The 23,733-nt window shown below is 62.8% G+C and carries 19 protein-coding genes; 10 read left to right on the forward strand and 9 right to left on the reverse strand.

Features of this window, described 5'->3' with window-relative positions:
- The first annotated feature begins 19 nt into the window (after positions 1-19).
- The 3 genes from cueR (at position 20) to NA645_RS08230 (ending at position 4,602) form a co-directional block, all read left to right on the forward strand.
- Positions 20-430 (forward strand): Cu(I)-responsive transcriptional regulator, encoded by a 411-nt coding sequence (gene cueR / locus NA645_RS08220; protein ID WP_256048387.1) that lies wholly within the window; start codon positions 20-22, stop codon positions 428-430.
- A gap of 450 nt (positions 431-880) precedes the next feature.
- Entirely contained in the window at positions 881-2,473 is a 1,593-nt protein-coding gene (locus NA645_RS08225) for a malate:quinone oxidoreductase (protein WP_256048388.1), read from the forward strand.
- Between the two features lie 206 nt (positions 2,474-2,679).
- Entirely contained in the window at positions 2,680-4,602 is a 1,923-nt protein-coding gene (locus tag NA645_RS08230) for a HAMP domain-containing methyl-accepting chemotaxis protein (RefSeq protein WP_256048390.1), read from the forward strand.
- Between the two features lie 45 nt (positions 4,603-4,647).
- Here the strand turns inward: NA645_RS08230 and bfr are convergent, their stop codons facing one another.
- Complete coding sequence (gene bfr / locus NA645_RS08235; protein WP_256048391.1) at positions 4,648-5,115, reverse strand: bacterioferritin; 468 nt, start codon at positions 5,113-5,115, stop codon at positions 4,648-4,650.
- 215 nt (positions 5,116-5,330) lie between these two features.
- On the opposite strand from bfr, the gene NA645_RS08240 reads away from it, so the two are divergent.
- From NA645_RS08240 to NA645_RS08250, 3 genes are read left to right on the forward strand one after another with little or no spacing between them, the layout of a single operon-like run.
- Complete coding sequence (locus NA645_RS08240) at positions 5,331-6,419, forward strand: efflux RND transporter periplasmic adaptor subunit (protein WP_256048392.1); 1,089 nt, start codon at positions 5,331-5,333, stop codon at positions 6,417-6,419.
- Positions 6,420-6,423: 4 nt separating this feature from the next.
- Positions 6,424-9,480, forward strand: a complete 3,057-nt coding sequence (locus tag NA645_RS08245) for an efflux RND transporter permease subunit (protein WP_256048393.1) — start codon at positions 6,424-6,426, stop codon at positions 9,478-9,480.
- Complete coding sequence (locus NA645_RS08250; protein ID WP_256048395.1) at positions 9,480-10,961, forward strand: efflux transporter outer membrane subunit; 1,482 nt, start codon at positions 9,480-9,482, stop codon at positions 10,959-10,961. The genes NA645_RS08245 and NA645_RS08250 overlap by 1 nt, the downstream gene beginning before the upstream one ends.
- 445 nt (positions 10,962-11,406) lie before the next feature.
- Here NA645_RS08250 and NA645_RS08255 read toward each other — a convergent pair whose 3' ends face one another.
- Positions 11,407-12,297 carry a PA4780 family RIO1-like protein kinase gene (locus NA645_RS08255; RefSeq protein WP_256048396.1) on the reverse strand — a complete coding sequence of 297 codons (891 nt, stop codon included), beginning with the start codon at positions 12,295-12,297 and terminating at the stop codon, positions 11,407-11,409.
- Positions 12,298-12,455: 158 nt separating this feature from the next.
- On the opposite strand from NA645_RS08255, the gene ada reads away from it, so the two are divergent.
- The 3 genes from ada to NA645_RS08270 are packed head-to-tail and all read left to right on the forward strand — an operon-like array spanning position 12,456 to position 14,601.
- The gene (ada, locus tag NA645_RS08260; RefSeq protein ID WP_256048397.1) at positions 12,456-13,493 is read left to right on the forward strand and encodes a bifunctional DNA-binding transcriptional regulator/O6-methylguanine-DNA methyltransferase Ada; all 1,038 of its coding nucleotides are present in this window, start codon (positions 12,456-12,458) and stop codon (positions 13,491-13,493) included.
- 51 nt (positions 13,494-13,544) lie between these two features.
- Positions 13,545-13,790, forward strand: coding sequence for a hypothetical protein (locus NA645_RS08265; protein ID WP_256048398.1), 246 nt, complete (start codon positions 13,545-13,547; stop codon positions 13,788-13,790).
- A 31-nt stretch (positions 13,791-13,821) separates the two neighbouring features.
- Complete coding sequence (locus NA645_RS08270; protein WP_256048399.1) at positions 13,822-14,601, forward strand: TatD family hydrolase; 780 nt, start codon at positions 13,822-13,824, stop codon at positions 14,599-14,601.
- Positions 14,602-14,604: 3 nt separating this feature from the next.
- Here NA645_RS08270 and NA645_RS08275 read toward each other — a convergent pair whose 3' ends face one another.
- The 4 genes from NA645_RS08275 to nfi form a co-directional block, all read right to left on the reverse strand.
- On the reverse strand, positions 14,605-16,635 hold the full coding sequence (locus NA645_RS08275; RefSeq protein ID WP_256048400.1) for a methyl-accepting chemotaxis protein: 2,031 nt from the start codon (positions 16,633-16,635) through the stop codon (positions 14,605-14,607).
- 238 nt (positions 16,636-16,873) lie between these two features.
- Positions 16,874-17,710 carry a regulatory signaling modulator protein AmpE gene (ampE, locus tag NA645_RS08280; protein ID WP_256048401.1) on the reverse strand — a complete coding sequence of 279 codons (837 nt, stop codon included), beginning with the start codon at positions 17,708-17,710 and terminating at the stop codon, positions 16,874-16,876.
- A 22-nt stretch (positions 17,711-17,732) separates the two neighbouring features.
- Positions 17,733-18,284 (reverse strand): 1,6-anhydro-N-acetylmuramyl-L-alanine amidase AmpD, encoded by a 552-nt coding sequence (gene ampD, locus NA645_RS08285; RefSeq protein ID WP_256048402.1) that lies wholly within the window; start codon positions 18,282-18,284, stop codon positions 17,733-17,735.
- 73 nt (positions 18,285-18,357) lie between these two features.
- Complete coding sequence (gene nfi, locus NA645_RS08290) at positions 18,358-19,086, reverse strand: deoxyribonuclease V (RefSeq protein ID WP_256048403.1); 729 nt, start codon at positions 19,084-19,086, stop codon at positions 18,358-18,360.
- A 178-nt stretch (positions 19,087-19,264) separates the two neighbouring features.
- Between nfi and NA645_RS08295 the strand changes: the two genes are divergently transcribed.
- On the forward strand, positions 19,265-20,257 hold the full coding sequence (locus tag NA645_RS08295; protein ID WP_256048404.1) for a GlxA family transcriptional regulator: 993 nt from the start codon (positions 19,265-19,267) through the stop codon (positions 20,255-20,257).
- 87 nt (positions 20,258-20,344) lie between these two features.
- Here NA645_RS08295 and zapE read toward each other — a convergent pair whose 3' ends face one another.
- The 3 genes from zapE to NA645_RS08310 all read right to left on the reverse strand — a co-directional run bounded on the left by zapE (position 20,345) and on the right by NA645_RS08310 (position 23,653).
- Complete coding sequence (gene zapE / locus NA645_RS08300) at positions 20,345-21,439, reverse strand: cell division protein ZapE (protein ID WP_256048405.1); 1,095 nt, start codon at positions 21,437-21,439, stop codon at positions 20,345-20,347.
- Between the two features lie 150 nt (positions 21,440-21,589).
- A complete protein-coding gene (locus NA645_RS08305) occupies positions 21,590-22,948 on the reverse strand; it encodes a tryptophan--tRNA ligase (protein WP_256048406.1) in 1,359 nt (452 codons plus the stop codon).
- Positions 22,949-23,023: 75 nt separating this feature from the next.
- Positions 23,024-23,653 (reverse strand): alpha/beta hydrolase, encoded by a 630-nt coding sequence (locus tag NA645_RS08310; RefSeq protein WP_256048407.1) that lies wholly within the window; start codon positions 23,651-23,653, stop codon positions 23,024-23,026.
- Positions 23,654-23,733 lie beyond the last annotated feature (80 nt).

Here is a 23,733-nt window from a genome sequence, read left to right on the forward strand (position 1 = left end):
TTCAAACGAGGGAAGCCACATGAACATCGGCCAAGCCGCGAAGAAAACCGGTCTGTCGGCGAAGATGATCCGCTATTACGAATCCATTGGACTGATCTCGCCGAGCGGGCGCAGCGCCAATGGCTATCGTCACTTCGGCGAGGAAGACCTGCACCACCTCGCCTTCATCAAGCGCTCGCGGGATCTGGGCTTCTCGCTGGAAGAAGTGGGTCGGTTGCTGACGCTATGGCAGGACCGCCAGCGAGCCAGTGCAGACGTGAAGGCGCTGGCCGGCGTGCACGTCGACGAGCTGAACCATAAGATCGCCGAACTGGTGAGCCTGCGCGATACGTTGCAACAGCTGATCGACCATTGCCATGGTGATCACCGCCCCGACTGTCCCATCCTTCAGGACCTGGCGTCCGGGTGCGGCTCGAACCCGCAACGGTGATCCTGCCACGAGGTGCGTCGCCACGTCACTGGTATGTCCACTTGCCTGAATCATTGCAATATGTAAACCCGATGAATAAACTTCCGCCCATGCAAGGCGGCCAGCGGCTTCACAACCTCTGGCGTTTTAATCGGGCTTAATTCCAGCCCTGATCAAGCCGCCTTGTCTCCAGAGGCCTCTGGCCTTCCCCGCGTCACCTGAACCAATAAAAAGAAGGATAGGCTGCCTTGCCTGCAGCCTGTTCGGTAGATTCGTTCGCCACTTCCCGGCGTCCCTGACCTGATTCGGCGTCGCATTGCGCGCCCAGTCTCCGCCACATCTCATGCGGCGGCCTGCTTCAGTGTCACGGCGCTAGGCATGGTCATACCAATTATCCGAGCAGATCCATGCGGCCATGCCATTGGTCAACAGGTGCGCATTCGATAATTGACTAGGGCAACGAAACCACCGATGAAAAAACTTACAGTGGCGCTCTTGTGCTTGGGCCTGGCCGCCTGCTCCAAGCCCAACGAGCCCGAGAAAACCGTTGATGTGCTGCTGATCGGCGGCGGCATCATGAGCGCAACCCTGGGCACCTACCTGCACGAGCTCGAACCCGAATGGACCATCGACGTGTACGAGCGTCAACCCAGCGTCGCCGATGAAAGCTCCAATGCCTGGAACAATGCCGGTACCGGCCACTCCGCATTCTGCGAGCTGAACTACACACCGCAAAAAGCCGATGGCAGTATCGACATCAGCAAGGCCGTGACCATTGCCGAGTCGTTCGAGATTTCCAAACAGTTCTGGGCACACCAAGTGGAGCGCGGCGTGCTTCAAGAGCCGCGTCGGTTCATCAATTCCGTCCCGCACATGAGCTTCGTCTGGGGCGAGGACAACATGCAGTTCCTGCGCAAGCGTCATGCGGCGCTGCAACAAAGCCCGCTGTTTAGCGACATGGAATACTCCGAGCAGCCCGCGCAGATTGGCGAATGGGTTCCGCTGCTGATGAACGGCCGCGACGAATCCCAGCCGATCGCCGCCACGCGCATGTCGCTCGGCACCGATGTGAACTTCGGCGAAATCACCCGTCAGCTGTTCGATGCCCTGGGCAAGAACGAGCAGGTCAAGCTGAATCTGCAGCATGAAGTACGCGACATCGTGCGCAACGACGATGGCACCTGGACCGTGACCTCGGCCAACCTCGCCGATGGCGAAGCCCAGACCAGCGTCAAAGCCCGCTTCGTCTTCATCGGCGCTGGCGGCGGCGCGCTGAAGCTGCTGCAGCTGGCCGACATTCCCGAAGCCAAGGGCTATGCCGGCTTCCCGGTGGGCGGCCAGTTCCTGATGACGCGCAACCCCGAAGTCGTTGCCCAGCACCAGGCCAAGGTCTACGGCCTGGCATCGGTCGGTTCCCCACCGATGTCCGTTCCGCATCTGGATACCCGCGTGATCGACGGCGAGAAGGTGCTGCTGTTCGGACCCTTCGCGACCTTCTCCAGCAAATTCCTGAAGAACGGCTCGCTGATGGACCTACCTCGCTCGGTCAGCACCGACAACGCACTGCCGATGATCCAGGCCGGCCTGGATAACCTCGACCTGAGCCAATATCTGGTCGGGCAGCTGATGCTCAGCCAGGAAGACCGCATCGAGGAGCTGAAGAACTACTTCCCCAAGGCGGATGCCAGTGACTGGGAGCTCATCACTGCAGGGCAGCGTGTACAAATCATCAAGGACGATGCCGAGAAAGGCGGCGTGCTGCAGTTCGGCACCGAAGTCGTCAGCTCCGCAGACGGCTCCATTGCTGCCCTGCTGGGTGCCTCGCCGGGCGCCTCCACGGCCGCGCCGATCATGCTCAACCTGCTGAAGAAGACCTTCGCTGAACAGGTCGAGTCGCCGGAGTGGCAAGCGAAGCTGAAAACCATCTTCCCGTCCTACGGCCTGGCACTGAACGACGACGCGGACCTCACCGCGCGGGTGCGCGCCTTCACCAGTCAGCAACTGCAGCTCGACGTGCCGGCCGCTCAGGCCGCGGTAAAGCCGAATGCAACTCCGGTGAACTGAGACACTCGCTCGAACCGAGAAACCCGCTTCGGCGGGTTTCTTTTTTGTGACCCGATGCCCGCGCTTAGGCGTCGCAAACAGCTCGTTCCGTCCATTTAATTGGCGTCACATTCACGTCGTAGCGGTTACGCCGGCTCCGCCATAGCGCAACGCTCACCGCGACGATGGCTACGGCTTCTTTTGATCTTTATTTTATTGGTATCTGCATGAACAGATGGTTTGGAAACATTGGCGTCAGCCGCAAGCTCACCATCGGCTTCGGCGCCGTCCTGATCCTTACGCTTGTCCTGGCCTGGATCGGCTGGGGTAGCTTAAGCAGCGTTATCCAACGCAGCGGCTGGATGACGCAAATCGCCCAGCTCAACAACGACCTGACGGATCTGCGCATCGCGCGCCTGCAACTCATGTTGGCCAACGGCGACGCAACCACCAGCGCACGCGTGGACCAGACGCTGGACATCTACCTGACCCACCAGACCAAGCTGCTCAACACCTTCAAAAACCCGGTAAACGTGGCGATGCTCAAGGAGCAGGCCGGCTACAACGAGCTGTTCCGCCGCTCGCTGAACGACATGCGCCAGGGTTATGCGCTGGCCAACGACGCCCGCCAGACCATCGATGACAATGCCGCACGGCTCGGCGAACTCACCACGCAAGTCAGCGCACGGGTCATGCAACTGGCCGAAGACAACGACCAGCACCTCGGGCAGTACCGTGCCATCACCGAGGTCAAGGAAGCGATCAAGCAGGCGCAGTATCTGCTGCGGATCTACATGGCCTCTTCTACCTCGCAGAACGCCCAGGCCGTCTATGGGCAGCTCGATGCAGCCCTGGCCACCCTGGACCGGCACCACGGCGCCCTCCAGCTGACCAGCCGGGATGCCGCGCCGCAGATTCGCACGGTTCTTGGCCAGTACCGCACGGCAATCGAATCGCTCGAAGCCGCGACCCAGGCAATTGCCACGGCGCGCCAGGGCATGATCGACCATCAGACGGAAATCCTGCGACTGAGCAAGGCGCTGTATGCCTATCAGCTGGAACGGCTGGATATCGAGGGCAGCGAAGCGGGCAATCGCCTGATTCTCAGCGCAACATTGGCTGTACTGCTCGGCATTCTGGCGGCGTGGCTGATTACCCGGCAGATCGTTCTGCCGCTGCGCACCACCCTCGCGGACGTCGAGCGCATCGCCGCGGGCGACCTGACCGCCACCACGCAGATCACCCGCCGCGACGAACTCGGTGTCCTGCAGCAGGGCATCCAGCAGATGGGAAGCACCCTGCGCGAGTTGATCGGCGGCATTCGCGACGGCGTGAGCCAGATCAGCAGCGCCGCCGAGGAGCTGTCGGCGGTGACGACGCAGACCAGCGCCGGAGTCATTAGTCAGAAGGAGGAAACCGATCAGGTCGCCACCGCCATGCATGAGATGTCGGCCACTGTCCATGAAGTCGCGCAGAACGCCGAACACGCGGCGCGGGCCGCCACCGAGGCGGATATCGAAGCGAGCGACGGCGACCGCGTGGTTGCCGAGGTAGTCACGCAGATCGAACGCATGGCCAGCGAAGTCGTCCGCTCCTCGGAAGCGATGGCGGCGCTGCAGAGCGACAGCGACAAGATCGGCAGCGTGATGGGTGTGATTCGCGCCGTGGCCGAGCAGACTAATCTGCTGGCGCTCAACGCCGCCATCGAGGCGGCGCGCGCGGGCGAAGCCGGACGCGGTTTCGCCGTAGTCGCCGATGAAGTGCGTGGCCTGGCGCAGCGCACGCAGAAATCCACCGAGGAAATCGAGCAACTGGTCACCGCCCTGCACAACGGCACCCAGCAGGTCGCGGCCATCATGCAAAGCAGCCGCAACCTCACCGACAGCAGTGTCGAGCTGGCGCGTCGCGCGGGTAGCTCGCTTGCCAGCATCACCCGCACCGTGTCCAACATCCAGGCGATGAACCAGCAGATCGCCACGGCGGCGGAAGAGCAGAGCGCCGTAGCCGAGGAAATCAGCCGAAGCGTGGTGAACGTACGCGACGTCTCCGAGCAGACCGCCGCGGCCAGCGAGCAGACGGCTGCATCGAGCGTCGAACTGGCCCGCCTGGGCAGTCAGCTGCAGACGATGGTCAGTCGCTTCCGTATCTGACCGGTTGTTGCCCGAGGCCAGGCATTGCGCCTGGCCTCGATTGCATCAGCTCGCCTGCGACTGCAAATAATTCTGCAGGCCGATGCGGTCGATCAGCCCGAGTTGCTGCTCGAGCCAGTACGCATGATCTTCTTCGGTGTCCATCAACTGCAGCGCGAGGATGTCGCGCGTCTGGTAATCGCCGTGCTGCTCGGCCAGCGTCATACCCTTGGCCAGGGCTTCTCGAACCTTGTACTCCAACGCCAGATCGCTGCGCAGCATCTCGGGCACGGTATGCCCGGCGTTTATCGCATGGGGTGTCATGTCAGGCGTGCCTTCGAGGAACAGGATGCGTTGCAACAGCGCATCGGCGTGCTGGGTTTCTTCTTCCATCTCGTGATTGATGCGCTCGTAGAGCTTGGCGAGGCCCCAGTCGGCATACATCCGCGAATGCAGGAAATACTGATCGCGCGCCGCCAGCTCGCCACGCAGCAGTTCTTTCAGATATTCGATGACTTGTGGCTGACCTTGCATTGCGACTCTCTCCTGCGCTGACTACTGAAAACCCGGGCAATGATACGCCCAATCGGCGTTGGACATCCCGCTACCCCGTTGTCTCGGGCAACGACTGACCAGCCGGTCACTAAAGCATAGGCCGAACTCCCGAGCCGGAGCGGGGTTCTACAAGAACTGTCGCGGCGTTTCGCATTGTCGCTGCGACGCCTTTGCTCGCCCTATCAGGAGTACGGATGTCGCCGCCATTGCGAACACACCGAGGCCCGCTACCGCATTTCAGCATCACCGCAGCCCTATGCGCGCTGTTGACCCTGCCCGGCTGCGCCGACGACGAGCAGCCCGCGCAAGTGCCGCCGCGTGTGGCCTTTGTCGAACCGCTGCAGCGGTTCGATCACGGCCCGCAGACGCTGCGCTTTCCGGGCGTGGTCGAGAGCGTGACCACCACACAATTGGCGTTCCAGGTACCGGGGCGCGTCGAGCGCATTCTCGTCGACGAAGGAGAGCGCGTGGAAAAGGGCCAGCCACTGGCCAAACTCGACCGCACGGATTATGAGCTGCAACTGCGCGAGGCCGAGGCTCGGCTGCGCCAGCTAGAAGCGGACCTGACACGCAAGCGCACATTGCTCGCCGAAGGCATTCTCGCGCCAGCAGCAGTCGAGCCATTGCAGGCCAACGTCGTGGCGGCGCGCGTGGCCCGCGACAGTGCCCGGCGCGACATCGACCACAGCACGCTGAATGCCCCTTACGATGGAGTCGTCGCGCGGCGTCTGGTCGAGCCGGACATGGTGGTCGCCACCGGTTCGCCGGTGCTCGAACTGCAGAACAACCAGCACATCGAGGTCACGGTCGACCTGCCCGAGACCGCCGCGTTGAACATTCCGCTGAACGCCACCTTGCAGGCCGAAGGCGAGCTGGTCATTGCCGACCTGACGCTGCCGCTGACCTACAAAGAGCACAGCACCCAGCCACGCGAAGGCTCGCGCACCTACCGACTGACGCTGCGAGGCGATCCGCCGGCCGACTACAACCTGCTGCCGGGAATGGCCATGCGGGTTCGTCTGCAGCGCCCAGCTGCCCCGCGAGACGATGCGCCACCACGTTTTCGCCTGCCCCTATCTGCCGTACAAGCGGCACCGAACGGCAGCCACTATCTGTGGCTAGCGGTGAACGGCCACGCCCAGCGCCGCGATGTGCAACTCGAACGCATCGAAGAGGACTACGCGGTAGTCAGCGGCGAGCTGAACGATCAGATGCTGGTGGTGGTGGCTGGTGGCAGCAAGCTTTCCGAAGACCAACCGATCAAAGCTGAACGGCGGAAATAAGCGGATGGACTTAGCCCGTTACGCCATCTGCAAGCCGGTCAACATCTGGGTGTTGCTCCTGATCTGCCTGATCGGCGGGACCATTGCGTTCTTCGAGATGGGCCGCCTGGAAGATCCCGAGTTCACCATCAAGGAAGCCGTCGTCACGGTGCAATATCCCGGCGCGACTGCCGTAGAGGTCGAACAGGAAGTCACCGAGCCGCTGGAAAGCGCCATCCAGGAACTCGCCGAGATCAAGGAAATCCGCTCGCGCTCGATGATCGGCCAGGCCGAAATCCGTGTGGAAATCCAGGACCGCTACACCGGCGAGCAGCTCGATCAGATCTGGGACAAGCTGCGCAACAAGCTCGACGATGCCCGGAAGGAGCTGCCACCGGGCATCGACCCACCGCTGGTCAATGATGATTTCGGTGACGTCTACGGCATTTTCTTCGCCTTGACCGGCGACGGCCTGACCCTGGAAGAGCTGCACGAGGTGGCCAAGGATCTGCGCCGTGGCCTGATCACGGCTAACGGTGTCGGCCAGGTCGAAATCGCTGGCGTGCGCGAGGAACGGATTCTGGTCGAGGTCGATCAGGCGCGCCTGGCCGCGCTGCGTCTGTCTCCACAGGAATTGGTCGCCGCGCTCAGCGACGCCGATGCCGCGGTGGAAGCCGGCGGCGTGCGCGCCGGCGAGTTCTTCGTGCACATTCGTCCGAGTGGCGCCTTCGATTCGCTGGATGCCCTGCGCGCGCTGCCAGTCGGCCAGGGCCAGCAGAGCGTCGACCTGGGCTCCATCGCCACTTTGAAACGCGAGTATGCCGAGCGTCCGGTTCAGATCATCCGCCATAACGGCGAGCCGGCGCTGACGCTAGGAATCAGCGGCATCTCCGGCAGCAACATCGTCGAGGTGGGCAATAGCGTCGAAGCGGCGCTGCAGGCCATGCAGCACTTGATGCCGCTGGGAGCCGAGCTGCATCCGCTCTACCAGCAGCACAGCATCGTCAACGAGTCGGTCAATAGCTTCGCGCTGAACGTCTTCCTGTCGGTGGCGATCGTCGTCGGCGTGCTGTGTCTGGCGATGGGCCTGCGCGCCGGCATGATTATCGGTGCGGTGCTGTTCCTGACGGTGCTCGGCACGTTGCTGTTGATGTGGCTGGCCGGAATCGAGCTGGAGCGCATCTCCCTCGGTGCGCTGATCATCGCCATGGGCATGCTGGTGGACAACGCCGTGGTGATCTGCGACGGCATGCTGATCCAGAAGCAGCGCGGTATGAGCATCCTCGACGCATCACGCAAGACCCTGCAACAGACGCAATGGCCGCTGCTGGGCGCGACCATCATCGGCATCCTGGCGTTCGCCGGCATCGGCCTGTCGCAAGACACCACGGGGGAATTTCTGTTCTCGCTGTTCTTCGTCATTGCCGTCTCACTGCTGCTGAGCTGGCTGCTGGCGCTGCTGGTGGTGCCGCTGTTCGGTCATTACTTGTTGGAGCGCAAAGATGACCGGCAAGCGGACAACGCGAAGGGCGCTGACGAGGCCTACAGCGGACCGATCTACAACCGTTACCGTCGCGTTGCCGGCGCTGTTCTGGCGCACCCCTGGCTGACGCTGGGCGTGCTGGTGGTGCTGACCGTTTTCAGCGTGCTGGGTTTCAGCCGCGTACCGCAGAGCTTCTTCCCACCGTCGAGCACGCCGCTTTTCTACGTCAATCTGTTCCTGCCGCAGGGTTCGCACATCCGCGAAACCAGCCGCACCGCCGAAGACGTCGAGGACTACCTGAAGGGACTCGACGGCGTCACCGATGTGTCCACCTTTGTCGGTGCGGGCGCGTCGCGCTTCATGCTGACCTACGCGCCGGAGCAGCCCAACCCGGCGCTGATGCACTTTCTGATACGCACCGAAGATGCGGAGGTGATCGCTGGACTGGTTCACGAGGTGAACCAGACATTGCCAGGCCGTTACCCTTCTGCCGATGTCGCCGCCGCGCAATTCCTGTTCGGACCCAACGCCGAAGCCAAGCTCGAGGCCCGCATCAGCGGCCCCGAGCTGGATGAATTGCGCCGATTGTCCGCTGAAGGTCAGCGAATCCTGCAAGAACAGGGGCACGTCTTCAACGTCCGCGACGACTGGCGCGCACCGGTACCGGCGCTGCGTCCGCAACTGGATCTCGACCGCCTGGCCGACGCCGGGCTGACCCGCCAGCAAGTGGCGCAAGCCCTGTCGGTGGCCAGCGAAGGGCAGCAGGTGAGCGTCTTCCGTGACGGCGACGAGCTGATCCCGATCTTGCTACGGGCAACGCCCGAGGATCGCGTGGCGCCGGGCGACCTGCTGCAACGGCTGATCTGGAGCCCGGCGACCAACCGCTACGTGCCGCTGGCGCAAGTGGCCGACGGCATCGAGGCCACCACCGAGGAATCGATGATCCGCCGCTACGGCCGCGAGCGCACCATTGCTGTGCGCGCCGAACCGCGCGACGGAGAAAACACCAACGTCGCCTTCCAGCGGATTCGCCCGTTGATCGAGGGCATCGAATTGCCGGTCGGCTACTCGTTGGAATGGGGCGGCGACCATGAGCAGTCTTCCGACGCTCAACAGGCGCTGGCCAGCACCCTGGCGCTGCCCTATCTGGCGATGGTGCTGGTCACGGTGTTGCTGTTCGCCAAGGTGCGCCAGCCGCTGATGATCTGGCTGGTGGTGCCGATGGCGCTGTGCGGCGTCACCCTCGGCCTGCTGCTGACCGGCCAGGCATTCGGCTTCATGGCCCTGCTCGGCTTGCTCAGCCTGACCGGCATGTTGATCAAGAACGCCGTGGTGCTGGTGGATGAGATCGACCGGCAAATCGCCGACGAGGTCCCACGCCTGACCGCCATCATCGAGGCATCCGCCTCGCGCCTGCGGCCCGTGGTCATGGCTGCGGGCACCACGGTGCTGGGCATGGTGCCGCTGCTGTTCGATCCATTTTTCGCCAACATGGCGGTGACCATCATGGGCGGGCTGGGTTTCGCCACGCTGCTCACGCTATTGGCGGTGCCGTGCCTGTACCTGCTGTTCATGCGCGTCAAACCGGAGGAAACCTGATGCCGCGCCGATTGCCTCGTACGCCCCTGCTCTGCGCATTGGCATTGGCGCTCGGCGCCTGCTCCAGCGTGCCCGAGCGGCCCGAGCCCGATGTGCCTGAATCCTGGTTTCATGCGGTGCGCGAGCAACCGGCAGACGCTGAGGCGCTCGCCGACTGGTGGCGGCAGTTCGACGATCCGGCATTGACTCAGCTGGTGCACCGGGCATTGGAAAACAACCGCGACATCCGTCTGGCGATGCTGCGCGTCGACACCGCGCGGGCGCAGTTGCGTCAGACTCGCGCCGGGCTGTTCCCGACCTTCGATCTGCCAGGTTCGGCCAGTCGTCAGTGGATCGAAAACAACAATGAGCAAGACCCCGACAGCCCCATCGGCGAGTTCGTCCCGGATGACGACGTGATTACCTTCGACAGCTGGGAACTGGCGCTACAGGCTACTTGGGAATTGGATATCTTCGGCGCCACCCGCGCGCGGACCGACAGTGCATGGCAGCAGATTCGCTCGGCCCAGGCCCAGGCCATCGCCGCTCGGCTGGCGGTTGCCTCGAATACCGCTCAGGGTTACGTGCAACTGCGTGCGATGGAAGGCCAGCGGGCGTTGCTGGTGGAAGGCATCGAACTGGCCTCAGGACTTGAGCGTATCGCCCGCGCGCTGTTCGAGGCCGGCGAGGTCACCCGTCTGGATGTCGAAGCCAGCGCAGCCGAACGGGCTTCGCTGGAAGCCGATCTCGATGAGCTGGACATCGATCTGGCCGAAGTGCGGTTGGCGTTGGACACGCTGCTTGCCGAACCGCCGGGCAGCACCGCGCGCCAGCTCACAGCGTCGACTAAAGTGCCGCTGGCAGACCATCCCATTCCGCCGGGGCAACCGCTGGACCTGCTGCGCAGACGCCCGGATCTGATCGCCGAAGCCGCGCAACTGGAGGCCGCACAACTGCAGTCGCTGGCCGCTCGCCGTGACTTGTTCCCGACGCTGGCCCTGCAGGCTGCCGTGGGCCGCTCAGGGCTGGCGCTGGGTGACGCCATTTCCAGCGCATCGAACTTCGCCCGCCTCGGCGCCACCTTTGGCCTGCCCTTCCTCGATTACCGGCGTCGCGGCGCAGCCATCGACCTGGCCGATGTCGAGGGTGAAAGCACGTATCTTGGTTTTCAGCAGACCTTGGCCGAGGCGCTGGAAGAGGTCGAGCGATCATTGGTACGTATCGACGGGCAGCAACGCCGCCTGGATTCGCTGCGTAACACCCTGCGCCATCGCCAGTACGCCTACGAGCTCGCGCAGAAGAGCTATCGACTGGGCGAGGCGAATCTCAACGAAGTACTCGATGCCCAGCGCGGCTCACTGCAGGCGAGGCAGCAAGCCCTGCAGGGCCGCACCGCTCTGGCGACAGCGCAGGTCGTGCTGTTCGTGGCGCTGGGTGGTGGTTGGGAGATGAATCCGAATGCGCTGGGGGCTGGGACGGACACCGAGACGTCGGGCCAGTAGAGCCTGGCCGAGCCGGACGCGAACGCTCATGGTCCTACGCTCTTGCATGGAACCGCCGATACCAAGCACTCCGGCGTCTTGGACGCAAAGCGTCCCGAAGTGCCGTGCCCACGCGGGAGCGTGGGCACGATCAATCCGTGCCTCCCTCGACGTTCGATCATCGCCAGCTGATCTGGCTGTTTCGGGCTCTGGCTATTGAGCTGGCTTACCCACCGAAAGCAAGCCCTGAGGCCGGGCCGAGCGCCAAGGCCGAACAAATTCGGCCCTACAACTGCTCCGTGGAGCCAAAGACCTTCGGCCACCTTGCCAGCACAGCACCCGTCACAGTGATCAAGGACGCCACACTGCCTCGTAGGGCCGAATTCATTCGGCCCTACGGCCGCCCGGTTCGCGAGCAAGCTCGCTCTTACGAAAGCGCACGGGGCGAACCTCGCTTTTTTTTCGATCACCCCCGCATCCACGGCGGTGTGGGCGGCTCGTCGCTGGGCTCGTCGGTTGCGTTGCGCAAGGCTTCCTTACGTGCCTGATCAGCCAAGGTAGCCTTGATCTCTCGCATGACCGCATCCAGATCGGCAGCGTCCTCCGGCTCGGCAAACTCTCCGGTCAGCTCAGAATCCGGCGTCAACTTGCCATCCTCATACAGCGCCCACATTTCCTTGGCATAACGGGTGAACTTAAGCTCCGGCGCGAACTGCCCGAAGTACGCCGACATGTTGCCGACGTCGCGTTCGAGCATCTCGAACGCATGGTTATTCCCTGCCGCGTCGACCGCCTGCGGCAGGTCGATGATGACCGGGCCGTACTCGTCGAGTAGCACGTTGAATTCGGACAGGTCGCCATGCACCAGACCGGCGCAGAGCATCTTCACCACCTCGCCGATCATGAAGGCATGAAATTCGCGGGCATCGTCGGGGTGTAGATCAACGTCGTTGAGCCGTGGTGCGGCATCGCCATCCTCGCCAGAGATCATTTCCATCAACAGGACGCCGTCGAGGAAGTCATACGGCTTGGGTACGCGTACGCCAGCATCGGCCAGACGGAACAATGCCGCCACCTCGGCGTTCTGCCAGTTCTCTTCCTTTTCCTTGCGCCCATGCTTGGAGCCCTTGGCCATGGCCCGGGCGTCGCGGCTGCTGCGTACCTTGCGACCCTCCTGGTACTTCACCGCCTGACGAAAACTGCGGTTGTTGGCTTCTTTGTACACCTTCGCGCAACGCAGCTCTTCACCGCAGCGCACCACATACACAGCTGCTTCCTTGCCGCTCATCAGCGGCCGCAGCACTTCGTCGATCAGCCCATCCTCGACCAGCGGCTCGAGTCGTTTTGGCGTTTTCATCAGTGGCTTACAGACCCTATTCGACTATGCAGACCTGCAGGTTACGGTAATCGTCAGCACGCTTCCATGCTCGCCCGCAAGTTTGAAAGCGCATTGCGGATTGGCATCGCGGGCGAGCAGGACGGACAATCGAACCCGACTACCCAAGGAGCCGCGAAATGATCGATTTCGACCGCTGCTGGCAAGCTCTCAGCGAACGCGACGCAGACTTCGATGGCCGCTTCGTGTTCGCCGTGCGCTCGACCGGTATCTTCTGCCGCCCAAGCTGCCCGGCGCGCCGGCCGCGGCGTGACGGCGTCAGTTTCTTCAGCAATTCAGCAGACGCCGAAGCCGCCGGCTATCGCCCATGCAAGCGCTGCGCGCCGCATGGCCAGAGCCCGACCGAGCAGCTGGATGCGCTGGTGATCGCCGCCTGCCGTCTGCTCGATGAAAATCCCGAGCCGATGACGCTGGACCGGCTGGCTGCCCGCATCGGCCTGTCCACCTCGCATCTGGCCCGCGCATTCAAGGCCCGAACCGGCCTTACGCCTCACGCATGGGCGGCGGCGCGCCGACGCGAGCGGTTGGAGGCGCAGCTCCCAGGCGCCGAATCGGTACTCGGCGCGGCGCTGGAATCAGGCTATGGCAGCATGCGCGGCGCCTATCAAAACATTGCCGCACTCAGCCCGGCACAGCGTCGGCGCAAGGGGGCCGGCGAAGCTCTGCGTTATGCGATCAGCCCGTGCCCCCTGGGATTACTGCTGGTCGCCGCCAGTGACAGGGGCATCTGCGCTCTATTGTTCGCCGATGAGGAGCACGCCTTGCTTGACGAACTTCAGTTACGTTTCGCTGCAGCGGAACTGACGTGCGACCAGGCCGGACTTGGCGGGTGGCTGCGCTCGATCTTGGAGCAGTTACAAGAACCGACTCGCGCCGCCCTGCTGCCGCTGGATCTGCGCGGCACGGCGTTTCAGCAACGCGTCTGGCAGGCCTTGCAGGACATTCCGGCTGGCGAGACTCGCCGTTACGGCGAACTGGCGGCGAGCCTGGGTACCCATGCGCGCGCCGTGGCCCGAGCCTGCGCCAGTAATCCGATCGGGCTGCTGGTGCCGTGCCACCGCGTCGTCGGTGCCAACCAGGCGCTGACCGGTTACCGCTGGGGCCTTGAGCGCAAAACCGCCCTGCTCGAATCGGAGCGAGGAGAGTCGGGAGCCTGACGGCGATCTGGCGGTCGGATACTCCACGCCACCGGAAAAAGAGCCGCCGCCATGACTGAACTGAAACGCTACCGCATCCATTACCTGATCAATGGCAACCCGGCGTCGCTGACGCTGGACGCCTTCGAAGAGCCGGCCATCGAGCAGGCCGAACTGGAAATACTCCTGCATCACGTCAGAGAACCGCGCGCCGCCACCGACGCCCCTTGGGAGATTCCGGAGCGCGCCAGCGAGCACAGCCGAATGGCCGAGCTGGGCGTCAGCGACATCCAGATCGAAGAAGAACAAAGGCGCTGAGCCCCCGATACAACGAAAGGAGATGCCCGCCGTGCCCCTGATCGACACCCACACGCACCTCGACTTCGACCCCTTCGATACCGACCGCAGCGAGGTGCTGTCCCGCTGCACCCGTGTGGGCGTCGAGCGCATTCTGGTGCTCGGTGTGCATCAGGCTAACTGGGAGAGAGTCTGGCAAATGGCGCTGGACGAGCCCGCCGTGTATGCCGCGCTGGGGTTGCATCCGGTCTTTCTGCAGGATCATCGACCGGAGCACATGGAGGAGCTGCGCGATTGGCTGCAACGCCTGCGCGGGGAAGAAAAGCTCTGCGCCATTGGTGAGATCGGCCTGGACTATTACATTGAGGATCCGGACAAGGAGAGGCAGCAGCACATTCTAGAAGCCCAGCTGGACCTGGCGGACGAATTCGAGCTGCCGGTACTGCTGCACGTACGTCGTGCCCATGCAGCGATGATCGCGACGCTGAAGCAGCGCAAGCTGAAGCGCGCCGGCATCGCCCATGCCTTCAGTGGCAGCTGGGAAGAAGCCCGCGAGTACATCAAGCTTGGCTACAAGCTCGGCCTGGGCGGCGCCGGTACCTGGCCACAGGCGCACCGCATGCACCGCGTGCTGCAGCAGCTACCGCTGGACAGCATCGTGCTGGAAACCGACGCGCCCGACATTACCCCTCACAGCCATGCCGGCCAGCGCAACAGCCCTGAATTTCTTCCCGACATCTGCCGCGAGCTGGCGGAACTGCGCGGCATCGCCCCCGAAGAGCTGGCTGAGGCTAGCTATCGCAACAGCTGCGAGCTGTTCGGCTGGAGCTGAGCGTTATACGCGGAACGCGCCAATCAATCGCTGCAACCGGCCGACCAGCTCGGTCAGCTCACGGCTGGCCTGTTCGGTATGCCCGGCGCCTTCGGCGGTACGCTGCCCGGCTTCGTTGATCGCGACGATGTTGCGGTCGATGTCGTGCGCGACGACGGTTTGTTCCTCAGCGGCGGCGGCGATTTGCTGGTTCTGGTCGACGATGACGCCGACCGCACCGAGAATGTTTTCCAGCGCCTGACGAACCTGGGCCGACTGATTGACCGTCTCATCGGCCATCGAGTGGCTGGCATGCATGGTCTTCACCGCAGCGCCGACACCGCCCTGAAGTCGCGCAATCATCTGTTCGATTTCTTCGGTGGACTGCTGGGTGCGTCTGGCCAGGTTGCGCACTTCGTCGGCGACCACCGCGAAACCACGCCCCTGCTCGCCGGCGCGCGCCGCTTCGATCGCAGCGTTGAGCGCCAGCAGGTTGGTCTGTTCCGCAACGCCTTTGATGACGTCCAGCACCTGGCTGATGGCCTTGCTGTCGCTAGCCAGCTGATTGATCACGTTGACCGACTGCTCGATCTCCGCGGCCAGCCGCTCGATACCGCTGACCTGCGCCTCGACCAAGCCGCGGCCGCTAACCGTTTCTTCATTGACGCTCTGCGCGCTGCCAACCGCCGCCTCAGCACTGGACGCGACGCCCTGCGCGGTCGCCGACATCTGGTTCATCGCGGTGGCGACCTGCTCGATCTGCCCGCGCTGTTCGGACACCGTCTGATTGCTTTCGCCGGAGACGCTCTCGACGCGTGATGCCTGACGCTCCACCTCACCGACGGTCTGGCCGACCCGCTCGATCAGCTCACGTATCTTGGCCACGGTCTCGTTGAATACCTGGCCCAGCTCGCCCAGTTCATCGCGGCTTTGCACGTTGAATCGCGCGGTCATGTCGCCTGCGGCGACGCGGTCCATGGTTGCGCCGAGGCTCTTCAACGTCGCGCGAGTGGACATGTAGAACGCGCTATAGAGATAGACCACAAGCACGAACACCAGCACCAGCGCGGCCAGCAACAGAGTCATGAGCAGGCGTTTCTGCTCCAGGCGCTGCTCGAGCTGCTCGTCGAGGAAGCCCAGAATCGCGTCGTTGAGCGCGTAGGTCTTCGCCATCTCGGCGCTGATCAGGTCATAAAACGCGTCCCATGGCTGATCCAGCGCTTCGGCCATGATCACCTGGTCCTGGAAGATATCGCTGCTGATCTTCAGAGAGTCGCGACTGGCGGCGGTGTGGCTGTCGAGCTGGCGCTGCGCGGACGCGCTACTGGCCAATACGTCCTGCAGCTGAGCGCCGTATTGAGCCTGTTGCTTCTCCAGCTCCAGGAGAAGTTCGTCCAACTTATTGCTGGCGTCGGAGTTCAGATAGCCCTGGCCGAAGGTGTAGGAGCCGACTGCTCGCCCTTCGCCGAGGATGGCGGTGATCGAGGGCGTGACCGAGGTCAGTAGCTCCGCCAGCATCCGAACATCACGCTGGCTGTCCTGGCTCAGACCCGACTGGCTGGCGATCAGCTTGATCATCACCTGAGCCTTGCCCAACAGCGCACGCGCCATGGCGACCTTGGTTTGCAGGGATTGCTGCGCCTGCGCCTCGCGCAGGGCGGCATCGAGGTCGTCCCGGCGGGTATTGAATTCGGCCACCTGTTCGGGGTTATCGCTGACCGGCGTCAGGCTTTGCATCCGCGCGGACAACCCTCGTTCGGCGTCCGCCAATCGGGTCACCAGCGCCTGCACTTCGCCGGTCTGGCCGATGATGCCCTCGATTTCCACCAGGTCTTTCCAGTCTTCCATCTCGCGGCGCAGCTGCAATGCCGTACCCAACAACTCAAGGCTCTGCAGCTCGGTGCGGGTGCCCTCGAACTCCCGATATGAATCGCGCACCAGATAAAAATTGGTGAGCAGCATGGGAACGAAGAAAAGCACGCTGATCAGGCTGAACTTCATGCCGAAGCTCAGGCGATTCATCAACGCGATGGCGGGATACAAAAGACCTTTCAAAAGACGTCTCCCAATTTTTATTGTTGCCAACAGCATCGAGGCTGCAGCAAGGGCTCGTCAGAGTGTGAGGAACTTATACGGGATATCGGTCAGGGGTTATGTAACTTAAGGTAATGGCATAGTGATAGCGCGACAAGCGGCAGAAGGCCCGCCAATTCCGACCTATCCACGGTGCTTATGCAGGGCGCCGGACGACGGGCGGAGGCGACGCGGCGCCCGACGCAATTGTGCAGGGCGGCTAGAGAAAGAGCGTCCAGAGCGCGATGGCGGCATACCAGAGCAAGCGGGTTCTCACCAGCAGCGCGGCAAGGCTGTCCAGCCGTGAGATACCCGCCTCGCCTTCATACGGCTCGCGCAGATCCGCCGCAGCCGGACCGACGTTGGCCAGCAGCCGCGGCGCGGGCGTTTCCCAGCGCAACAGATCCTGCAGCAGGGCGCGATTCATTGCGACGAAGTTACCGACCAATCCGAAGCTGACCAGCAGAAGCCGCACCGGCAGCCAGTCGAAAGCGTGTCGCAGCTGCCCTGCCCGCTCGCGCACGGCTTCGCTCCCGGTGTGTTCGATCGTCAGCGCAAGCAGCCGGTAAGCCAGTGCAGCCATGGGACCGAGCAGTACGTACCAGAAGATCACCGCAAAGAAGCCTTGATGGCTACGCCAGAGCAGCTGCGCCTCGACGGCGCGCAACAGGCTCGGCGCATCCGGCGCGCTGAGGCCCAGGTCGCGCTCGGCCACCAGAGCGGCGGCGTTGTCATCACCCCGGCGCCAGGCGTCGCGGAACGCTCCGAATTCACGCTTGCCCTGCCCTCGCCCCAGGCTGTAGAGCAGCACCAGCAGATGCAGCGGCAAGCTGAGCCAGCCATAGGCCAGCGGTTTGAGCGCCATCAGTAACAAGCCGAGCACCAGCACCGGCAGCAGCACCAGGAGCGAGAGAGACAGCCATGGCCTGGACGCCATGTCCGCGCGCCCTTCGACGCGCCGCAGCAACTGCAGCCATGGGCCGTCGTGCTGCACGTCACGTCGCCAATCGGTGAGTTTGTCGATGAGCAGAACCAGCAGCACCACGAGAAAAATCATTATCGAATCCTATGCGAGGCTCTCAGGCCACGATCGAGGCCGCGCGCAGGCGCAGCCAGTCGAATGCCGGGCCGGGGTCGGTCTTGCGGCCCGGTGCGATGTCGCTGTGACCGCAGACTCGCTCCGGCGTGATCGCCGGATATGCCTGCTGCAGCAGGAGGCAGAGGCGGATCAGGCTGTCGTACTGGGCCTCGCTGAAGGGCACGTCATCGGTGCCTTCCAATTCGATGCCAAGGGAGAAGTCGTTGCAGCTTTCGCGCCCATCGAAGCAGGAAATCCCGGCGTGCCAGGCGCGATCCAGACAGGAGACGAACTGCGTGATCGCACCATCACGTTCGATGAGAAAGTGCGCCGAGACCTGCAGGGCGGCGATTTCTTCGAAGAAAGGATGTTCGTCGCTGGGCAGGCAATTCTGAAAGAACTGCTGGACCTTGCCGGTCCCGAAGCAACCCGGCGGCAGGCTGATGTTATGGATGACCAGTAACGAAATCTCGTCATCGGGGCGCTTGTTGAAGTTGGGCGAGGGGCAATGGCGAATGCCTCGGCACCAGCCTGTCGCATGATCCAGCTGCATCGAAGCGGAACCTGGGTTGGCTGCGGGGTCTGCAGGCTAGCGCCTGCACGCTGCCGGCCGCAATTCGTCTGCGCTATTCGAGGTCAATGGACTGCTGCCCGCCCGTGCGCTTTTCATCACGGCGCGAGGCAAGACGGTCGGCCAACCGCGTCGGCTCCGGTAGTCGATAGCGAGTGACATAGCGCATCACCAATTGCGGAGCGGTCGCCAAGCTGACCCGGTTGCCGGGCGAAATGATCAGTGGCCGCACCTTGTCCTTGCTGCGCAGCACCGTGCCGATCACCTTGCCGTGCTTGTCCAGCAGATCGACCTGATCGCCGCGCCGCTCGCCGAGCGGTTCATGCAGGCCAGTGAGAATCTTCTTCGCCACGCCGATCGTCGGCAGGCCGGTAATGACGCCCAGATGCGCAGCAATGCCGAGGCCACGCGGATGCGCAATGCCATGCCCGTCGGAGAAGATCAGGTCCGGCGTCTGACCGAGCGAGTCGAGCGCCTGCAACACGGCGGGCAGCTCGCGAAAAGACAGCAGCCCCGGAATATACGGCATGCAGGTTGGGATCCGCGCCAAGGTCTGCGCCAGCGGTTCGAGGGTTTCGGCATCGAGCAGCACCACTGCAGCGCGGGTGATCTGGCCACCCTCTTCGAAACCGACATCGACGCCGGCGATCAGCCGCAACGGCCCGAAGTCATCCTCCAGCACGACCTTGCTGGCCAGCTCTTTCTGCATTTCCCGGGCAGCGCCGGGACTGCCATCCCAGCCGCTGAATGCACCGGCGCTCGAGCGTGTCGTATTGATTGTCATGGAAGCCCTCTTTGCTGATCAGATCGGCAGAGCCGCGAGCGGTTCCGCCGACTGAGACGGATTGCGACTAGACAGTCAGTCGAAAAACAAGGACGCTCCCGCCGGACTACGGCAGTTTTACCCTGCATTGCCCCGGTAAAAGTCCTAAAAACAACCGAAACACGCAGAAATCACACCCATGCTCACCGCCCAACCGTTGAAACGTATCAGCATTCTGGCCACCGATGGGGTGTTTGCATCCACCCTGATGCATGCCAAGGATTTTTTTCACATGGCCAGCCTGCGCTATGGCAAACAGTTGGGGATGGATCTGACGCCGGCCTTCGAGACGGTGCTGGTCAGCCCGGATGGCCGGCCGGTCACCACGTTCAGCGGTGCCAGCGTTACGGTAGATGGCGCGCTGGATGGCGCCGATGCGGTGATATTGCCGGCGTTCTGGGGCGATTTCGATGCGCTTGGCCAGCAGTACCCACAGGTGACGCCTTGGCTGAAGGAACGACACGCGGCCGGCAGCACCATCTGCGGCGAAGCCACCGGCGCGTTCTGGATGGCTGCCGCGGGATTGCTCGACGAGCGCGAAGCCACGACTCACTGGCGCTTCGCGCGTGAGTTCGTCGAGCGATTCCCACGGGTGCTCTTTACTCAGGAGAAGCATCTGACCGACAGCGACAATCTGTACTGTGCAGGCGGCACCACTTCGGCGTGCGATCTCTACATGCATCTGGTCGAGCGCTTCTGCGGCTCGCATATCGCACAGGGCATGGCCCGCGACGTGCTGTTCGAGGTGCAACGCAACTACAGCCCGGGACGCATCGGCTTTGGCGGCCAGAAGCTCCATCTGGACACCCGCGTGCTGCAGATTCAGGAATGGCTCGAGGAGCATTTCGCGGAGAAATTCCGCTTCGAGGACGTGGCGCGGGGCCACGGTATGAGCATTCGTAACTTCATGCGTCGGTTTCAGGCGGCGACCGGCGACAAACCGCTGCACTATCTGCAGCGACTGCGCATCGAGACAGCCAAAAACCTGCTCTCCACAACCCGCAAGAGCATAAAAACCATTAGCTACGAAGTGGGTTACGACGACGCCAGCTTCTTCGCTCGGCTGTTCCGCCAGCACACCGAACTATCGCCGAATCGATATCGGCAGCAGTATCGGTATAAGAGCAGCTAGAAGCTGGAAGCGGGGCCGGACAGATCCGGCCAAGCTTTGCTTTTCTTTGAGCCTCAAGCTTCAAACTTCAAGCACGTAGCTGCCTCTCTACGGTTTATGCGGTCGAGCAAGATACTCATGCGACTGCATTTCCAGCAGACGGCTGAGGGTGCGCTGGAATTCGAATTCCAGACGGCCGCCAGCATATAGGTCCTTGAGCTCGACCTCGGCCGAGAGGATCAGCTTGACGTTGCGGTCATAGAACTCGTCGACCATGTTGATGAAGCGCCGTGCCATGTCGTCCTTGGACACGTCCATCCGCTCGATATTGGAGACCAGCACCGCATCGAAGATTTTGCCCAGCTCGATATAGTCGTTCTGGCTACGCGGACCATCGCAGAGCTCGCGAAACTCGAACCAGGCGACGCCGCCCGCCGTCTTGCGTGCGACGATCTCGCGGTTTTCGATCATCAACGCTTCGTTTTCCTGCACCCGGCATTGCTCCGGCAACAGACTGCGAAAGCTCTTCTCCAGGCTCAGCTCTGCCTCGGCATCGAGCGGGAAGTGGTAGAGCTCGGCCTGTTCGAGCGCGCGCAAGCGATAGTCGATGCCGCTGTCGACGTTGACGATTTCGGTGTGTTTCTTCAAAAGCTCGATTGCCGGAAGGAAGCGGGCCCGCTGCAGACCGTCCTTGTACAGGCCGTCCGGAACGATGTTAGAGGTGGCCACTAGACTCACACCGTTCTTGAACAGCTCTTCGAGCAGGGTCGCGAGGATCATCGCGTCGGTGATATCCGACACGAAGAATTCGTCGAAGCAGATCACGCGTGATTCATCGGCGAAGCGCTTGCCGATGATGGTCAGCGGGTTCTTCTCGCCCTTGAGAGTGCGCATTTCCTCGTGCACGCGCTTCATGAAGCGGTGAAAGTGGGTGCGTGTCTTCTGCTCGAATGGCAGCGCGTCGAAGAAGGTGTCGACCAGATAGGTCTTGCCGCGACCGACACCGCCCCAAAAGTACAGGCCCTTTACCGGTTCCTGCTGCTTCTTGCCGAACAGCTTGCCGAGCAGCCCGGATTTGTTGCGGTCGTCGGCGAGCAGATCGTCATACAGACGCTGGAGATGGCGCACGGCAGTTTCCTGGGCGGCATCGTGGAAGAAGTCGGGACGTTTCAGGTCTGCCTGATAGCGCTCAAGAGGTGTCATGGCGGGGTCTGGGTAGTGAAACGGGGCCGACACTTTAGCCGTGCCCTCGGTGGTTGGCAATTTACGCAGATCGTTCAAGCGCTGGGCCTCGAGGAAAACAGGGATCGACAGCGATGCCGTTCAATAATGAACGGCAGACAGCCCTAGGAACTACACGGCCAGTGTCGCCAATGCCTGGCGCAGGCGCAGCATGGCGGCTTCCAGCGCCTGCTCATCGGCGTAGCCGGGGCTGTCGGCGATACATTCGCCGTCCAGCCACAGCGTGAATTGATTGCCCTCATCGGCACGCAGTTCCAGGGCATCCACACCCTGGGCGATCAAGCGTTGGCTGGTCACACCGATCGCCTTGGGATCGTTGAACGGGCGCGACAACAAGAGCTCCTCGCCATCGGCGGCGAAAAAGCGAAAACGGAAGCTGCCATCGCTCTCGCGGAAACTGGCGAAACGTGCGGCCTTTCCGCCTTTTTTCTTGGCCGGCGCGGTACTCGCCACTTCACTACGGAAATTGCGCAGCCCCACCGCTTCACGCAGCTCGCCGAGGAACGGTGTTGCGAGCTTACGCGCCTTGGCGGCACCGGCCTGCAGGATGTCCTCCAGATCGCCGGGGCGCTGCATCAGTGCGTGATAACGCTCGCGTGCTTCGCCCAGTTCGTTGTCGAGCAACTGGAACAGGCGCTGCTTGGCCTCGCCCCAGGCCAGCCCACCGATCAGCTCGGCGCGGAACTCGGCCAGTTGCGCCGGGGTAGCGAAGGCTTGGTAAATAGTGAACAGATGGGAGTCGTCCGGGTCTTTCGGCTCGCCCGGCAGTTTCGAGTCGGTGACGATGCGCGCGATGGTGCTTTTCAGCTCCTTGGCACTGGCGAACAGCGGAATGGTGTTGTCGTAGCTCTTGGACATCTTGCGTCCATCGAGCCCCGGCAAGGTCGCCACGCCTTCCTCGATGATGGCAGCCGGCAGCGTGAAGAACTCTTTGCCATTGCCGAACAGGTGATTGAAGCGCTGAGCGATGTCACGCGCCATCTCCACATGCTGAATCTGGTCACGGCCGACCGGCACCCGGTGAGCATTGAACATGAGGATGTCTGCTGCCATCAGCACCGGATAGCTGAACAATCCCATGGTAACGCCGGCGTCCGGGTCCTCGCCCAGCTCGACATTCTTGTCCACCGACGCCTTGTAGGCATGCGCGCGGTTGAGCAGCCCCTTGCCGGCGACGCAGGTCAACAGCCAAGTCAGCTCGGGGATTTCAGGAATGTCGGACTGCCGATAGAAAGTCACTCGATCCGCATCCAGACCACAGGCCAGCCAGGTGGCAGCGATCTCCAAACGCGACTGCTGGATGCGCCGCGGATCATCACACTTGATCAGCGCGTGATAGTCGGCGAGGAAGTAGAAGGAATCGGCATCGGCTTCACGACTGGCCACGATAGCCGGCCGAATGGCCCCGGCATAATTGCCCAGATGGGGCGTGCCCGTAGTGGTAATGCCGGTAAGGATTCGGGTTTTCATACGATCATCTCGGTTCAGTCAGCGCAAACGGCAGTCGGTTGGGAGGCCATTTGAAGGCGGTCACGCAGCGGAGCACTAGGCCAGCCGGGGCGCTACCAGCTCTTTCAGCTCGACCAGCTTGCCGTGGAAAAAGTGGCCGCATTCTGCCACTTTCAGCAGCTCGTGGGGGCGCTGGAGCTCAGCCGAGAACGCGTGCACCGAAGCCGGATCGATGACTTCGTCATCGTCTGGCTGGATAACCACCAACTCACAGCGCTCGGCCAGCGGCTGATCCGTCAGTCGCGAAACCGCCGGCGCGACCATGAACAACCGCTCCAGCGACTCGCCACGGCCTTCGAGTCGGCCGGCCAGCGTGGCCGCTACGAAACCACCAAAGGAGAACCCCAGCAGCGTCAATGGCAGCTCGGGGTGCTGATCACGAAGCCAGCGCAGGGCAGCTTCGGCGTCATCCACTTCACCGGTATTCATGTCATGGCTACCGGCGCTGCCGCCAACGCCACGGAAGTTAAAGCGCAGCGTGACATAGCCCGCATCACGCGCGGTGCGCTGCAGCGTCGAGACCACCTTGTTGAGCATGGTCCCACCCTTTACCGGGTTGGGATGACAGATCAGCGCCAGCCCGCGAGCATCGGCTTGATCGAAATACAGGCCTTCCAGCACACCGGCCGGACCCTCGATGGAAATTGGGTTTTCACGTTTCAACAAAGTAACTCCGTGACATTGGGGCGAGTCGACTCGTCTTGCTTGTACCTGCGACGCGATCGCCGCATCGCGTCGCGGTATAC

It is taken from the genome of Stutzerimonas stutzeri (assembly GCF_024448955.1).
GTDB lineage: Bacteria > Pseudomonadota > Gammaproteobacteria > Pseudomonadales > Pseudomonadaceae > Stutzerimonas > Stutzerimonas stutzeri_AQ.

Coding starts and splice junctions, on each gene's coding strand:
- NA645_RS08255 (WP_256048396.1), bottom strand. CDS start 12,297: ATGAAAACGCCAAAACGACTCGAGCCGCTGGTCGAGGATGGGCTGATC.
- NA645_RS08250 (WP_256048395.1), top strand. CDS start 9,480: ATGCCGCGCCGATTGCCTCGTACGCCCCTGCTCTGCGCATTGGCATTG.
- ampD (WP_256048402.1), bottom strand. CDS start 18,284: ATGCAGCTGGATCATGCGACAGGCTGGTGCCGAGGCATTCGCCATTGC.
- NA645_RS08230 (WP_256048390.1), top strand. CDS start 2,680: ATGAACAGATGGTTTGGAAACATTGGCGTCAGCCGCAAGCTCACCATC.
- cueR (WP_256048387.1), top strand. CDS start 20: ATGAACATCGGCCAAGCCGCGAAGAAAACCGGTCTGTCGGCGAAGATG.
- NA645_RS08295 (WP_256048404.1), top strand. CDS start 19,265: ATGCTCACCGCCCAACCGTTGAAACGTATCAGCATTCTGGCCACCGAT.
- NA645_RS08305 (WP_256048406.1), bottom strand. CDS start 22,948: ATGAAAACCCGAATCCTTACCGGCATTACCACTACGGGCACGCCCCAT.
- NA645_RS08225 (WP_256048388.1), top strand. CDS start 881: ATGAAAAAACTTACAGTGGCGCTCTTGTGCTTGGGCCTGGCCGCCTGC.
- zapE (WP_256048405.1), bottom strand. CDS start 21,439: ATGACACCTCTTGAGCGCTATCAGGCAGACCTGAAACGTCCCGACTTC.
- NA645_RS08245 (WP_256048393.1), top strand. CDS start 6,424: ATGGACTTAGCCCGTTACGCCATCTGCAAGCCGGTCAACATCTGGGTG.
- nfi (WP_256048403.1), bottom strand. CDS start 19,086: ATGACAATCAATACGACACGCTCGAGCGCCGGTGCATTCAGCGGCTGG.
- NA645_RS08265 (WP_256048398.1), top strand. CDS start 13,545: ATGACTGAACTGAAACGCTACCGCATCCATTACCTGATCAATGGCAAC.
- NA645_RS08240 (WP_256048392.1), top strand. CDS start 5,331: ATGTCGCCGCCATTGCGAACACACCGAGGCCCGCTACCGCATTTCAGC.
- ampE (WP_256048401.1), bottom strand. CDS start 17,710: ATGATTTTTCTCGTGGTGCTGCTGGTTCTGCTCATCGACAAACTCACC.
- ada (WP_256048397.1), top strand. CDS start 12,456: ATGATCGATTTCGACCGCTGCTGGCAAGCTCTCAGCGAACGCGACGCA.
- bfr (WP_256048391.1), bottom strand. CDS start 5,115: ATGCAAGGTCAGCCACAAGTCATCGAATATCTGAAAGAACTGCTGCGT.